Origin of the sequence: Rariglobus hedericola (genome assembly GCF_007559335.1) — a bacterium.
In the GTDB taxonomy this organism is placed as follows: domain Bacteria; phylum Verrucomicrobiota; class Verrucomicrobiia; order Opitutales; family Opitutaceae; genus Rariglobus; species Rariglobus hedericola.
Window position 1 is genome coordinate 1,406,457 of sequence record NZ_VMBG01000001.1, and the last position, 14,458, is coordinate 1,420,914.

Annotated in this window: 15 protein-coding genes; all 15 read left to right on the forward strand. The window is 63.3% G+C overall.

Annotation, left to right across the window (positions count from 1 at the left end):
- The first annotated feature begins 5 nt into the window (after positions 1-5).
- A complete protein-coding gene (gene ybeY / locus FPL22_RS06150; RefSeq protein ID WP_144229224.1) occupies positions 6-476 on the forward strand; it encodes an rRNA maturation RNase YbeY in 471 nt (156 codons plus the stop codon).
- Positions 477-520: 44 nt separating this feature from the next.
- The gene (locus tag FPL22_RS06155; RefSeq protein ID WP_144229225.1) at positions 521-1,141 is read left to right on the forward strand and encodes a hypothetical protein; all 621 of its coding nucleotides are present in this window, start codon (positions 521-523) and stop codon (positions 1,139-1,141) included.
- A gap of 150 nt (positions 1,142-1,291) precedes the next feature.
- On the forward strand, positions 1,292-3,796 hold the full coding sequence (locus FPL22_RS06160) for an ATP-dependent DNA helicase (RefSeq protein ID WP_144229226.1): 2,505 nt from the start codon (positions 1,292-1,294) through the stop codon (positions 3,794-3,796).
- Positions 3,797-3,825: 29 nt separating this feature from the next.
- Complete coding sequence (locus FPL22_RS06165; protein ID WP_144229227.1) at positions 3,826-4,227, forward strand: VOC family protein; 402 nt, start codon at positions 3,826-3,828, stop codon at positions 4,225-4,227.
- A gap of 61 nt (positions 4,228-4,288) precedes the next feature.
- Positions 4,289-5,809 carry a tetratricopeptide repeat protein gene (locus FPL22_RS06170; protein WP_144229228.1) on the forward strand — a complete coding sequence of 507 codons (1,521 nt, stop codon included), beginning with the start codon at positions 4,289-4,291 and terminating at the stop codon, positions 5,807-5,809.
- Between the two features lie 25 nt (positions 5,810-5,834).
- Positions 5,835-6,248 carry a hypothetical protein gene (locus FPL22_RS06175; RefSeq protein ID WP_144229229.1) on the forward strand — a complete coding sequence of 138 codons (414 nt, stop codon included), beginning with the start codon at positions 5,835-5,837 and terminating at the stop codon, positions 6,246-6,248.
- A 63-nt stretch (positions 6,249-6,311) separates the two neighbouring features.
- Positions 6,312-7,121 carry an NYN domain-containing protein gene (locus tag FPL22_RS06180; RefSeq protein WP_144229230.1) on the forward strand — a complete coding sequence of 270 codons (810 nt, stop codon included), beginning with the start codon at positions 6,312-6,314 and terminating at the stop codon, positions 7,119-7,121.
- A gap of 55 nt (positions 7,122-7,176) precedes the next feature.
- Positions 7,177-7,710 carry a bifunctional pyr operon transcriptional regulator/uracil phosphoribosyltransferase PyrR gene (pyrR, locus tag FPL22_RS06185; protein WP_144229231.1) on the forward strand — a complete coding sequence of 178 codons (534 nt, stop codon included), beginning with the start codon at positions 7,177-7,179 and terminating at the stop codon, positions 7,708-7,710.
- A gap of 65 nt (positions 7,711-7,775) precedes the next feature.
- Positions 7,776-8,717 (forward strand): aspartate carbamoyltransferase catalytic subunit, encoded by a 942-nt coding sequence (locus FPL22_RS06190; RefSeq protein WP_144229232.1) that lies wholly within the window; start codon positions 7,776-7,778, stop codon positions 8,715-8,717.
- Between the two features lie 18 nt (positions 8,718-8,735).
- The gene (locus FPL22_RS06195) at positions 8,736-10,028 is read left to right on the forward strand and encodes a dihydroorotase (RefSeq protein ID WP_144229233.1); all 1,293 of its coding nucleotides are present in this window, start codon (positions 8,736-8,738) and stop codon (positions 10,026-10,028) included.
- 46 nt (positions 10,029-10,074) lie between these two features.
- Positions 10,075-10,971, forward strand: a complete 897-nt coding sequence (locus FPL22_RS06200) for a DUF2167 domain-containing protein (protein WP_144229234.1) — start codon at positions 10,075-10,077, stop codon at positions 10,969-10,971.
- A gap of 17 nt (positions 10,972-10,988) precedes the next feature.
- Positions 10,989-12,170 carry a hypothetical protein gene (locus FPL22_RS06205; protein WP_144229235.1) on the forward strand — a complete coding sequence of 394 codons (1,182 nt, stop codon included), beginning with the start codon at positions 10,989-10,991 and terminating at the stop codon, positions 12,168-12,170.
- 2 nt (positions 12,171-12,172) lie between these two features.
- Positions 12,173-13,045, forward strand: coding sequence for a CPBP family intramembrane glutamic endopeptidase (locus tag FPL22_RS06210; RefSeq protein WP_144229236.1), 873 nt, complete (start codon positions 12,173-12,175; stop codon positions 13,043-13,045).
- 31 nt (positions 13,046-13,076) lie between these two features.
- Entirely contained in the window at positions 13,077-14,024 is a 948-nt protein-coding gene (gene thiL / locus FPL22_RS06215) for a thiamine-phosphate kinase (RefSeq protein ID WP_144229237.1), read from the forward strand.
- On the forward strand, positions 14,008-14,445 hold the full coding sequence (gene tsaE / locus FPL22_RS06220; RefSeq protein ID WP_144229238.1) for a tRNA (adenosine(37)-N6)-threonylcarbamoyltransferase complex ATPase subunit type 1 TsaE: 438 nt from the start codon (positions 14,008-14,010) through the stop codon (positions 14,443-14,445). Before thiL ends, tsaE begins: the two co-directional genes overlap by 17 nt.
- The last annotated feature ends 13 nt before the right edge of the window (positions 14,446-14,458 follow it).

Below are 14,458 nucleotides of genomic sequence, written 5' to 3' on the forward strand. Positions count from 1 at the left end.
TCCCCGTGCCTCGCTCACTCGACATCCACAACGCCCACCCGCGCCTGCGCATCGACAAAAAGGCCATCAGCCGCGTCATCACGATTCTTGATGAACATCGCGCCAAGTTCCTCGGCGGCTGTCCCGACGGCGAACTCTCCTTGGCGTTCCTGACCGACGCCAAACTCGCCAAGCTCCACGACGACTTCCTCGACGATCCCACCACGACCGACGTGATCACGTTCGAAGGCGAGCCGGGCTTCGGAGTCGCCGGCGAGATCTGCGTCTCGGCCGACACCGCCGGCACGTATTCAAAAACCAACGACCGCGACTTCAGCGAAGAACTCACGCTCTATATCGTCCACGGCTGGCTGCACCTCGCCGGCTACGACGACCTCGAGCCCGCCAAAAAGCGCAAGATGCGCGCAGCCGAAGCCCGCGCCATGAAGCTGCTCCACGCCGCCAAATCCGTCCCCGACTTCACTCTGAAGCGCTGACGCTCCGTCCGTATTCCGTCCTCGGTCAGTCCCGTCCTCCGTCCGTGCCCGGCCCTCCCCTTACCACCGAAGCGTTCGTCCTGCGTCACTGGCCGCCGACCGATACCTTCCAGTCCTTCACCGTCTTCACGCCGGAACACGGCGCGCTTCGCATCATCCAGCGCCTGCCCGCTAAAAAGCCCTCAGCCGCCCACCTCGCGATCGATCTCTTCGACGAGGTCAACCTGCTCTTGGAAGGCACGCCATCCGGCGACGCTTGGTTCGTGAAGGAAGCGACGCTCATCACCCGCCACGCCGGCATCGGCCGCCGCTACGAATCCCTTCTAAACGCCTCGTCGTTGGCCTCGTTTATCGCGCGTAATCCGGGAGCCGACGAAAGCCACGGCACCATCCACGCGTTGTTGCGCACCGCCTTCACCGCTTTTGCGGCCTCGGATCGCCCCGACATCGTGTATTTGAAAAGCCTCTACTGCTTCGCGCGCGACGAAGGTCACCCGTTAAAACAGCAGTGGTTCCCCGCCCTGCCCGAAGCCGATCGCCCTCTCGCCATCGCGCTCATCAACCAGCCGCTCGCCACGCAAACCGCCGCCCCCGCCGACGTCGCCCGCCTCCTCCACCGCCTCGAGGACTACCTCCGCCAGCACACCGAAATCCATTTGGATTAACCGGCCTTCGCACCCGCGCCGACCCAACATCCGATCAATCCCATTTGTAACTTAATAAGTTACAAACTGCCTTTCAGTTCTTTTACGCCTGACGGCTTTCTTTCGTGTATTTCGTGAGTTTCGTGGTGAACTTTTCCCTTTCGCCCACGCATGGACTTCGACCTCGATCAACGCACCGCCTCGCTGAGCATCGGCGAGTTCTCCGCGTTCACCATCGGTCCGCGTGAACCCGGCGACTCCTCCGGCAACCAAGGTCTTTGGCGAGCCCGTCTCGGCATGCGCTGGCACCAGGAACTGCGCACGTCCACCGCCGCCATCACGCCGGCGGCCACCTTCGAAGTGCCGATCACCGGACGCGTTTTTCACGGCGGCTGGACGCTCACCCTCACCGGTCGCATCGATCAGTTTCTCCCTGCCACCAAGACTTCGCCCGCGATCCTGCGTGAAATAAAAACCACCCTCGATCCGCTCCCCGCGGCCCCCGAGGACCTGCGTGCCGCGCATCCCGAATATTTTGCGCAACTCGCCACTTATCTCGCCCTGCGCCACATCGCCGATCCTGCCGAAAAAATCCGCGGCGAACTCGTCTTCGTTGAAGCCGGCAGCGGTCTCATCCAGACGATCGCCTTCAACGCGATCGATGAAGCCCCTTTCCGCGTTCAACTCGAACGAGTCGCCGAATTCCTCAGCCTTCGCTTGCGCGCCCGTGAGCGCCTGCGTGGCCTCGCCTACCACTCTCCATTCCCAGAGTTGCGCGCCGGTCAGCAGACGACGCAGGCCGACCTCGCCGCCGCGCTCGCCAGTCATCAACACGTGCTCTTCACCGCGCCCACCGGCTTCGGCAAAACCGGCGCGCTCCTCGAATGCGCGCTCGGTGCCATGAAGTCCGGTCGCTACGCCCGCCTGCTCTACCTCACCAGCAAAGCCACCGGCCAACTCCAGGTGTTGCGCACCCTCCGCGACATGACCACCGCGTCCGCCCCAAAACCGGTTTGTAACTTAATAAGTGACAAACCAGCTGGAGCGTCATCCGTCGAGACGTCCGCCACGCCGGTCGCCGCGTGGCATGTGCGGCCGAAACACGAGCACTGCCTCGATCCCGTGTGCTACTGCCAGCGCCGCGAATTCACGCATCCCGACACGATCGCGCAGCGTTGGACGGCGCACGGTTTGTCCCGCTTTTATCTGTTCGAAGACGAGGCTCGCGATCTCCCCGCCCTCCGCTCCGCCGGTCGCACCGCACAAATTTGTCCCTACGAGATCACCCGCACCGCCCTCGCGTTTCAGGATGTCTGGATCGGCGACTACAACTACGTCTTCGCTCCCGCCAATCGCGGTCTCTTCTACAACCAGCCCGGCTTTAATCCCGCCGAGACGCTGCTCGTCATCGACGAGGCTCACAACTTGCCCGCCCGCGCGGCCGACGCTCGTTCGCACGCCGTTCTCGCCGACGATGCCCGTCGCGTCCTGTCCGAACTCGATCACGTCCGCGCCCCGTCCGCACTCCAGCGCGCTTGGGAAACCTGGACACTTCTCCTCGCCTCGCTGCCTGTGTGCGAAGCACTCGATCTCGCCCTCGAGGATGACGTTGCCGACACCCTCCGCCGCCTCGCCGAGTTGATCACGTTACAGCCGCTTCCTTACGAGGAAATCGAACAGCCCGTCCGCGAACTTCTCTGGCAAATCCCGTCGCTCGCCGAGTGGTTCACGCAACCGTTTCCACGTCTCGTGTGGAGCCCGCGCGCCGGCGAACTCCGCCTCACGTGTCTCGACGCCGCGATTCCCACTGGCGAGATCCTGCGCGACTACGCCGGTGTGATTTTTGCCACCGCCACGCCCGGTCCCGCGCAAACCTTTTCCGAAGCCTGCGGATTGTCGGAGAACCTGAAACCCGACACGCGAAACCTGAAGCTCCAGTCCTCCGCATCCGTCTCCCCTGCCTCAGGTTTCAAGTCCCCGATCTCAGGCCTCTCCGCCGTCACCGCGCACACGCCGTGGCGCGACGATGCCTACGACATCGCGTATGACGTGCGCGTGGACACGACGTTCCAGCAACGCGCCCGCCACGCCGGCACCACCGCCGACACCATCGCCGCACTCCACGCCGCCGCGCAGGGTCCGGTCGCGGTTTTCTTTCCCAGCTACGCCTACGCCGAGGCCATCGAGAAAACCCTCCAGCAACGCCAGCCACACTTGCGCGCTTCGCTGCAACCGCGTCTCTCCGACCTCGCCGCGCAAACCGCGTGGGTGGACCAATCCCTCGCCTTCTCAGACGCGCTTTTTCTCGTGCTCGGCAGCAGTTTTGCCGAGGGCATCGACACGCTCGGCGGACGCATCAGCCACGCCATGGTCGTCGGCCCCGCTCTGCCCGAGGTCAACGCTGTGCAAAAGGCCCGTCTCGATGCGCTTTCCACCCACACTCGCGAAGCCGCTTTCCAACGTGTCTATCAGGTCCCCGGCATCCAAAAAGTGAATCAGGCCCTCGGCCGTCTCGTGCGTGCGCCCGGCCAGCGCGCCAAGGTCATCATCCAGTGCCGCCGCTTCATAGAGCCCGCTTACGCCTCGCTGCTCGACCACGATTACCAGTTCGGCACCACGCTCACGAGCGAGACCGGTTTGCGCGCATGGTTGCAAGCACCGCAAGTTTCTCCCTGATCAGCACCGGCCCGCAAAGGCCCGCGACCATGCAACACCTGAGCGCCCTTTCCCTGCTGGTCCGCGACTACGACGAAGCCCTCGCGTATTACACCGGCAGCCTCGGGTTCACGCTCATCGAAGACACCCCGATGACTCCGGAAAAACGCTGGGTGGTCGTCGCTCCGCCCGGCTCTCGCGAAACCCGTCTGCTCCTCGCCAAGGCCAAAAACGCCTCCGAACTCGCCGCACTCGGCAATCAATCCGGCGGACGCGTTTTCCTCTTTCTCCAAACCGACGACTTCGACCGCGATTACCGCGCTTACCTCGCGAAGGGTGTTAAATTTCTCGAAGCTCCACGCCACGAGACCTACGCCACCGTCGCCGTCTTCGAGGATCTCTACGGCAACCGCTGGGACCTTCTTCAGCTCAACCCGTCAACACCCCGCTGAGCCCGCACCACGTCATCTATTTCAGATACCTTCAGCCCGCGTCCGCGTCTTTCCCTTCACCATGAACGTCTCTTCCTCCTTCGCTGCCAGACTGCTCGCCGGTCTGTTGTCCCTGTGCATGGTTTCCCTCCCGAGCTTCGCCACCTGCGGCGGCGGTGGTGGCGGTGGCAAGGGCGGTGTCGTCCCCAACTCAAAACCGACCGATACCTTCCGCGTCTCGTGGAAAAGCCTCCCGCCCGGAAAACCCGCGCCCAAGGACGCCGGCGTTTCCCTCGTCATTCTGTGGTTCCCCGTCGCGCTTGATGTCGCCGCGACTTCACCGCTGCAACGCTCCGCCGAACTCACCGCGCTCGGTGCGCGTTGCGTGTTCACCGGCTTGGTGACGCCCGGCAATCGCGAGCTGCGCAAAGCCCACGGCATCGCCGATGACAAGGAAGCCGTTGTCATCACCACGCGCGAAGGCGTGGAGCTCAACCGCGTCGTCGCCACGCCTGATCCCGTGCTGACGCTTGAGCAGGTCGAAGGGCTCACCCGCAGCGCCCTCGCGTCGCGCGAAGCCCAGCTCGAAGCCTTGTTCGCCAGCGCCGCAAAAAAGAAATCCGCCGGTGACACCGCAGGCGCCGCCGCCGATTTAAAAACCATCTGGGCCGAACGCTGCCTCTTCGCCCCGCAGGCCCAGCGCGCCGCCGATGCCCTCAAGGTTCTCGGCATCATCGTCACCGCGTCCGCCTCCGATCAACGCCTGCTCGATCCCGCCTTTGCCCCGCTCACCGGCCCCGCGCTTCAAACCGTGCGCACCGCCCTCGAGTCCGGACTCAAAGCGGAACTCGAAGCCCGTTACGCCGAAGCCGAGGAACACTACGTCCACGCCGTCACGCTCGCTCCGAACGATGCGACCGCGCTCCGTTTTCTCGGCGAATTCTACCGCCATCAAACCGGCCAGTGGGACCGCGCCGGCCGTCTCTTTAATCGCATCCTCGAAAACCCATCCGACCCGATCGCCCGCGCCGTCGCGTTGCATGGCTTGGGCAAGATGACGATTCACGCCGGCCGCTTCGCCGAGGGTCTCGCGATGTTCGAGCAATCCCTCGATGCCTACCCGTTGCCCATCACCTACCGGAATCTCGCCGTGTATTGGTTCTCCGAAAAACAAAGCGACAAGGCAGCCGGCTACATGCGCCAGGCTCTCGCGCTTGATCTCGCGGACACCTACAACCAGATCTTCGCCGCCGTATATTTGGCCGCAGCCGGACAAACCGAGGACGCGCTCAAAGTTGCCCGCGCCAACGAGCATGTCCTCGAAGCCAGTTACAATCTCGCCGCCATCTGGGCGCAGGCCGGTGACCGCGCGAAAGCCATGGAACTGCTCCGCCGCCAGTTCTACACCTACGAGCAATACGACGCCGTTCGCGCCATGGAGATGAAGGAAGCGCGCGAAGATTACATGTTCACCAGCCTGCACGCCGACGCCGCGTTCGACACGCTCACGAAGGACGCCAAAAACGCGTGGATGATCGGCCGCGAATTCTGCGCCCCCGACCAACTCATCCCGCTCACCGCCGCGCCGGGGCCGCGCATGTGATTCGATAAACTCCCCGCCCGCACCCATGCCCGACTCCACGCCTCCTTCGATCTCCTTGCCCGCCATGGGCGAGATCGTCCCGCTCCCCCAAATCAAGGAAATCTGCGCCTTCTACGGACTCACCACGCTCTGGAAAAAAATCGAGTCCGATCCGCCCGTGCGTCCGTTCAAAAGCGACGGCTGCACCGGTTGGGTCAACGAGTGGAAGGGCATCAGCATCTACTCCGCCGGCTTTCTTCACGACTTGAAGTATTGGGCTGGTTATCCTGACGAAGACGTCGAGCGCCTCGTCGCCGATGCCGAGCTCATGATCGACGTGGCGCGTCTGCTCAAAGCCACGACCATGGCCGAGACGATGTTTCACGGCGTCCGCATCGGCGGACACGAACACTTGCAGGCCGGCTTCTCCTGGGGTTTCGGCCGGCGGCCGGTTGTCTAATAAGCACCCTCGCGCCCGTAATCAGCCATCGCCATCGGCCTCCGCACACCTAGCCTCCCCGCCATGACATCGCACGATTCGACCTACACCCTCGCGGTTTTTCTCGATCTCGAAAACATCGCGCTCGGCGCCCAGGACGCCCGCTTCCCCCAGTTCGATATCGCCAAGGTCTTCGAGCGCCTGCTCATCAAGGGCAACATCGTCGTCAAAAAAGCCTACTGCGACTTCGCCCGCTACGAGGCCTTCAAGCGCCCGCTGCACGAGGCCGCCTTTGAACTCATTGAGATTCCCCACGTGCGCCAGTCTGGCAAAAACTCCGCCGACATCCGCATGGTCGTCGATGCCCTCGACCTTTGTTACACCAACGAGCACGTCGACGCGTTCGCCATCATCAGCGGCGATTCCGACTTTTCCCCGCTCGTCAGCAAACTCCGCGAGAACGGCAAAACCGTCATCGGCGTAGGCGTTAAAAACTCCACGTCCGACCTGTTCATCGCCAACTGCGACGAGTTCATCTACTACGACGACCTCGTCCGTGTCGCCCCGGCCAAGACCACCCCGCGCTCCACCAAGGCCGCCAGCGCCGCGCCGAAAGCCGCCGCCAACACCAATTCCGAGCCCAAGCGCCCCGATCCCGCCAAGGCACTCGATCTCGTCCTAGCCACGGTCAACGCCTTGATCGACGAGCGCGGTGCCGACGAGAGCATCTGGGCGTCCATGGTCAAGCAGGCCATCAAGCGCCAAAACCCCGGTTTTAACGAGCGCGCCTACGGTTTCAGCGCCTTCACCGACCTCCTCCGCGAGGGCCAGAAACGAGGCCTGTTGAAGCTCGAGGAAAAGGCCGGCAACTGCATGGTCCGCCTGGCGGATTAAACAGGGCGGATTTCCCGCTTGTCCGCCCCTGCGCACACCGGCACAACCAACCGCTGTGCCCGCACCGAAAAGCCTACCCGCCGCCGAGATCCAAGCCGCCATCGACCGGCTCGCCCAAGCCATTGGTGAACGCCACGCCAAGACCAAGTCGCTGATTCTCCTCGGAATCGCCAACGGCGGCATCGAGCTCGCCCGCCGTCTTGCTCTAAAACTGGGCGTCAAATCCGGCGTCCTAGACATCTCGTTTCACCGCGACGACATCGACCGCAACCCGATCCCCAAGGAGTTCGTTCCCACTCTCATTCCCGTCGATGTCACCGGCGCCACCGTCGTTCTCGTCGACGACGTCCTGTTCTCCGGCCGCACCGTCAAAGCCGCCCTCGATGAACTCTTCGACCACGGCCGTCCTGCCAAAGTCGAACTCGCCATCCTGATCGACCGCGGCGGCCGCAAGCTGCCCGTCGCCGCCGACTACACCGGTCTCACTTTCGACGTCACTTCGGCCTGCAAGATCGTCGTCCAACTCGACACCGCCAAGCCGCCTCGCGACTCCGTCACGATCCTCCCTTCCAAACCCGCCGCCAAGTAACGTAGCTCGCCTCCGACTACTCACGACTCGCGACCCGCCACCCACTCCTTCTCCTCCGCCCTCTCATGCCCTGGACCCGCCGCCATCTCCTCACCCTCGAGGAACTCTCCCTTCACGAGATCGACCAGATCCACGCCACCGCCGCCGCGTTTAAAAAAATCCTCGGCCGCAGCGTGAAAAAAGTCCCCGCTCTCCGCGGCAAGACCATCGTCAATCTCTTCCTCGAACCCAGCACGCGCACCCGCATGGCGTTTGACATGGCCGCCAAGCGCCTCAGCGCCGACGTCATCTCGCTCGACGGCTCCAGCTCTTCGACGACCAAGGGCGAGACGCTTCGCGACACGGCGCAAAACATCGAGGCCCTTCAGGCCGACATGATCGTCATCCGCCACTCCGCGGCCGGCTCGCCGCTCTATCTCTCCAAGATCCTCGGCATCCCCGTCATCAACGCCGGCGACGGTTCCCACGAGCATCCCACGCAGGGCCTGCTCGACACGTTCACGATGCGCGAACACCTCGGCTCCCTCAAGGGCCGCAAGGTCGTCATCCTCGGTGACATTCTCTTCAGCCGCGTCGCCCGCTCCAACATCCACGCGCTCACCAAGTTTGGCGCCAATGTCACCATCGTCGGCCCGTCGACTCTCGTCCCGCGCACCTTCGAGGCCCTCGGCGTCACCGTCTCCCACGACTTGAAGAGCGCGCTCTCCGACGCCGATGTCGTCATGCTCCTGCGGATACAGCACGAGCGCCAGACCGCCGGCATGTTCCCTTCCCTCGGCGAATACACCGGTCTCTTCGGCCTCAACAAAACCCGCGCCAGCTGGCTCAACCCGAAGGCGATCATCATGCACCCCGGCCCCATCAACCGCGGCGTCGAAATCGACAGCGAACTGGCTGACGGCAACAACAGCGTCATCCTTGAACAGGTCACCAACGGCATCGCCGTCCGCATGGCCGTCCTCTACCTCTGCTCCGGCGGCCAGCCCGAGAGCGTCGTTTCAGCCTAATTTAAATTTTCCCGCGCCATGCCTTCCCTCTGGATTTCCAACGCCCGCGTCATCGATCCCGCCTCCAAGCGCGACGCCGTCGGCGACCTCTTCATCTCCAACGGCAAAATCGTCGCCTCGCTCTCCTCCGCCGAAAAGAAAAAGGCCAAAAAGATCGATGCCAAGGGCCTTGTCGCCTGCCCCGGCCTCGTGGATATCCACGTCCACTTCCGCGAGCCCGGCCAGATGCACAAGGAGACCATTGAAACCGGCTCCCGCGCCGCCGCCGCCGGTGGTTTCACCTCGGTCGTCTGCATGCCCAACACCGCCCCGGTCGCCGACACCGCCGGCACCATCCAGCAGATCAAAGACGCCATCGCCCGCACGGCCTGCATCAAGGTTTACCAGACCGGCTGCATCACCGTTGGCATGAAAGGCCAGGCCCTCGCCCCCATCGGCTCGCTCAAACGCGCCGGCGTCATCGCCATCACCGACGACGGTGATTGCGTGCAATCGAACGACCTCATGCGCCGCGCGTGCGAATACGCCAAGATGTTCGACCTGCCTCTCATGGATCACTGTCAGGACCACTCCATGACCGTCGGCGCCGTGATGAACGAGGGCGTCGTCTCCACGCGTCTCGGCCTCAAGGGTTGGCCCAACGCCGCAGAAGACATCATCGTCTCGCGCAACGTGATTCTCGCCACCTACACCGGCGCGCACATTCACATGCAGCACATCTCGTCGAAGGCCTCCGTCGAGCTGCTCCGCCGCGCCAAGGCCCGTGGCGTCTCCGTCACCGCCGAGGCCACCCCGCACCATATCGCCCTCACCGACGAGGCCTGCGGCACCTACGACACGCATTTCAAGATGAACCCGCCCCTCCGCACCGAGGAGGACCGCATCGCCATCATCGAAGGTCTGCGCGACGGCACGCTCGACATTCTCGCCACCGACCACGCCCCCCACACCGACTACGAGAAGGACAAGGAATTCGACTACGCGCCCAACGGCATCCTCGGCCTTGAAACCGCCCTCGCCGTCTCGCTCGAAATCCTCGTGCGCAAAAACAAGTTCAAGCTCGCGACGGTCGTTGATCTTTTCACCCGCAAGCCCGCGCAACTCCTCAAGCTCGAGGCCGGCACCCTCGCCGATGGCGCCCCTGCCGATGTGTGTCTCTTCGATCCCAACGAGAAATGGGTTTACGACGCGAAGGCCGGTTTCAGCAAATCCAGCAACAGCCCCTGGCACGGGCAGGAACTCCGCGGTCGCGTGAAGACCACCATCGTCGACGGCAAGGTGGTTTTTAACAACGGCAAGATCTCTGCCTGATCCGTCCCTCTTTCTCCGCAACGCTCCCGTCCGCTTCATCCATACTATGTTCGCTCGCCTCCTCGGCCGTTCCGGCCTGCTGATCGCCCTCTCCTGCGCTGCTTCCGGTCTGTTCGCCCAAGAGCAGCCCGTCGTCGAAGCACCGCAGCAAGAAACCTTCGTCCAGGCCCTCGAAGCCAACGGCATCAAACTCGCCGCCAGTCCTGCAAAGGTAAAGCTGGGCGACATTGCCGAGATCACGCTACCCGAAGGTTTCCACGCCGTGGAGCGTGGCTCGTTGAAAAAATTCTACGAGTTCACCCGCAATTCCATGGGTGGCAGTGAAGTCGGCGTGCTCATCGCCCCCGGCGGATGGATGCTCTTCTTCGATTACGACGACTCGGGCTACGTAAAGGACGACGACAAGAACTCCCTCGAAGCCCCCAAGCTCATGAAGTCGATGACGTCCAATCAGGACGCGGCCAACAAGGAGCGCGTGAAGCGTGGTTGGGACGAAATGAAAATCGCCGGCTGGGCCGCCGAGCCGCATTACGACACCAAGACCAACAACCTCAAGTGGGCCATCAAGCTCACCTCTTCGCGCGACAACCACCAGAGCTACTGGATTAACGAAAGCATCCGCCTGCTCGGTCGTGGCGGCGTCATGGAAGTCACCCTCGTGACCGACAACGAGACCTTCGCCGCCGACTCCGCCGCCGCCGATTCCCTGCTGACCAACCGCTACACCTATGTCTCCGGCCAGCGTTACGCCGAATTCAAGGAGGGCGACAAAATCGCCGAATACGGTCTCGCCGCCCTCGTGCTCGGCGGTGCCGGCGCCGTCGCGCTCAAACTCGGTTTCTTCCAGAAATTCTGGAAGTTCCTCGTCTTCGGTGCCGTCGCCCTGTTCGGCGCCATCGGCAAACTCTGGAACAAGATCACCGGGCGTAATCCCGACGCCTGATCTTGGCGTCCGCATCCATGTCCTCCGAATGGTGGTCGATCCTTGCTGTATTCTGGGGTCTCTACCTTGCGGATGGACTGCGTGGCGGCCGGCGTGACCGCCTTTTCTTTTACGCCTGGTTTGGCGATCGCACCTCGCACCTGCGCGTCACGCAGAGTTCATGGTTTTTGATTCCGCCGTTGTCCGATGCGTGCGCGCTGATCGCCGAGGATCTCCCCGCTTCACTGGCACCGGAAGGCCTCACCAACTGGCCGTCTGTCTCCGCCTCGCGTCCACCACCCTTGCCCCAGCATGTCGCGATTTTTCGCTGGGAGGATATCCAGCGCATCGAAGACCGGAGCGGCTGGATTTTCATCAATGAACGTCGCTTCACACCGGCCTCACCCGGCCTTACAGCCAAAGCGCTCGAAGCACTCGCCCGAGAACTCGCACCGCTATCGCCCGAGGCGCGCACCACACGATTGACCGCGTGGCAGACAGGCCGGTTTTCCAGCGCCCGCCTTCGCCGCCGCTTCCAATCCATCATGGTGCGCAGCCGCAGTCTCGCTTTTTTGAATACGGTGCAGCTGCTGTTTGCCGCCGGTCTGAGTGCGTATGTGTTGCTCGACGTTCCGTCGCACATTCCGCCCGTAATGCACGACGCACTCGTCGGCGTGCTTCCGGTCTATCTGGTCGCCTACGCGGCGGCTCACGTCACCGCATTGGTATTATTTTACCGGCTGCACCGGCGCTTTTTTCCAAAGGCCGGACAAGAGCGCGCCAGTGCCTTGTTCACCGCCCTGCTCGTTCCTCCGCAAGCCTTACGTCTGCGCCTGCACCTGACCGCCAAGCTCGCCGGTGGTCTTCATCCGCTGGCGGTCGCGCTGGCCTGCTCCCGCCCCGGTGTCGCGCAGACCTTTGCCGCCGACACTCTGCGTGATCTGCATTGGCCACTCAGGCCCGCCGGACTTCCAGCCGATATCAGCGCGCTTGCAGATTCGTCCGCGCGACTCCTTGAGCCGGTCGTGCTCGCCGCGTTTGCGAGCCAGACTCCGCCGGTTTCCCCTGATGATTTACTGGCGCCACCACTGCGCGAATCGCCGGAGGCCTGCGCGTATTGTCCACGTTGCGGCGACCAATTCACGCGGCCCGACTCGCATTGCAGCCACGGCGTTGCGCTCTTGCCGCTCCCGCCGATTATTAACGACCGCCGCTCCTGACCATGCCCGATCCTGTCAATCCGCCCACTTTGATCATCGTTGCCGAAATCGGCTGCTGGCTGGCTGGATTGCTTTTGCTGGTCCGACTGTTCACGGGACGGCTTGGTTCACACCGGCCTACGCTCAGGCCTTGGACTGTATCCGTAGAGGGCTTTGTCATGAGTATTCTGCTGGTCGTCGCCGGCGGACTTTTACTGCCGCACGCCGCAACCTACCTGAACGACGACATTCTCGGTCCCGCCGCCCGCAACGGAGACTGGTGGCAAATCGTGCAAGGCGCCGCTTTTCAACTAGGTATGCTTGGCGGCGGTTTCATCAGCATTATTATCTCACGCTTTGCCAAGACCAGCCAGCCACCGCCGCTGCCGGAACCCGCCGTCACCGCATCCGCTGCGCGGGCACCAGCACCACGCACGCCCAATTTTCTCATAGCCGGCATCGCTACATTTGCGATCGCCCTGCCGGTGATCGGCGGCATCGGCTTCGTCTGGAAAATCGTGGTCGAGTCACTCGGTTTCCCCATGGAAGAACAGGAAATGGTCGATCTGTTTCGCAATGCCGAAAGCCCGTCCTTCCTAGTGGCGATGATCGTGCTGGCGTCCGTAATCGCCCCCGTCACCGAGGAGATGATTTTTCGCGCCGGACTGTTTCGCTACTTGCGCACCCGTATTCCGCGCTGGCTCGCGCTCATCCTGCCCGCAGTGATCTTCGCAGTCCTGCACGGCAACGTCGTCGCCTTCCTGCCGCTCTTTGCGCTCGGGCTTTTTTTCGCCCTGGCCTACGAGCGCACCGGCAACATCGCGGTGCCGATGATCGCCCACGCGCTCTTCAACCTGCACACCATCGTCCTGGTGATGGCCGGAGTCACCGCTTGATTCCCGCCACCGCTTGTCCTGTGTAAATAGCGTGCACCCCTTCACCGCCAACACCGCCGATTCCGTCAGCTCGCTGGGAGAGCTGCGTTTGATCGCGGCGATCCGGCGCTGGTTGGGCAAGGCCACACCTCCATCACCGTTTGGCATCGGCGACGACTGCGCCGTGCTGCCGGCCTCGCGCCATCCGCAATTGGTAACCGTTGATCCCGTAGTTTACGGCGAACACTTCGACGATTCCATTCCTGCGCGCGCCGTCGCCGCCAAGCTCCTCAAGCGCAACCTCAGCGACATCGCCGCGATGGGCGGACACCCGCGCGCCGCCGTGATCGCCCTCGCGCTCGATCCGAAGGTAAGCACGCGCTGGCTTGAACAATTTTATCGTGGTCTCGCCGCGACCGCACGCAGCTACGGCGTGCCCATCGCCGGCGGCGACATCACGCGCCAACAGGGCGGACTCGCCGCAACCCTCACCCTCATCGGCGAAGCCCGCGGTCCCCGCGCCCTCACGCGTCGCGGCGCGAAAATCGGCGACTGGATCTACGTCACCGGCACACTCGGCGGCAGTATCCTCGGCCACCATCACAGGTTCACTCCACGCCTCGCCGAAGGCAGCTGGCTCGCCGATCGTCGCGACGTGCGCTCGCTCATGGACCTCAGCGACGGCCTCGCCAAAGATCTGCACGCCCTCACTCCAGAACGCGCAGTGCCATCACTCATCGGGGCTGCGATTCCCATCAGCGCCGCCGCACGCACGCTCGCCAAACGCGACCAACGCTCCGCGCTTACCCACGCATTATCCGACGGCGAAGATTTCGAATTGTTGTTCACCGTTGCCGCACGCACCGATCGCTCCGCCTTCGAAACGGCCTGGCGCAAAAAATTCAAGACCCGCCTCACCTGCATCGGCCGCTTTACGCGCACGCTCGAGGCCGGCGCGCTTAACCCCGACGATTTCACCGGCTATGAGCATCTTCGCTAAACTCCGCGAGGGCGTCACCACCGCGTCCGCCGCCGAGACGCATGCGCTCGCGCGCGAACTCGCCGCCGCGTTGCCACCCGACAGCACGCTCGCACTTCACGGCGATCTCGGCGTGGGCAAAACGACCTTTGTGCAAGGCCTAGCACGCGGCCTTGGGGTGACTGATCCGGTGACGAGCCCGACGTTCAACATCTTCACGCTCTACAAAGGCGGCGCGCGCACGCTCGTGCACATGGACGCCTATCGCCTCGAAAACGACTGGCAGATCGATGCACTCATGCTCGAGGATTTTCTGGTGAGCCCGTGGTGCCTCGCCGTTGAGTGGCCCGAAAAAATCGCCGCGTGGATTCCCGCCAACGCGCTTCATCTGGAACTCGGTATCACCCCGGACCAGCGCCACACGATTCGCCTGCTGGGTTGATCAAATAAAAAAA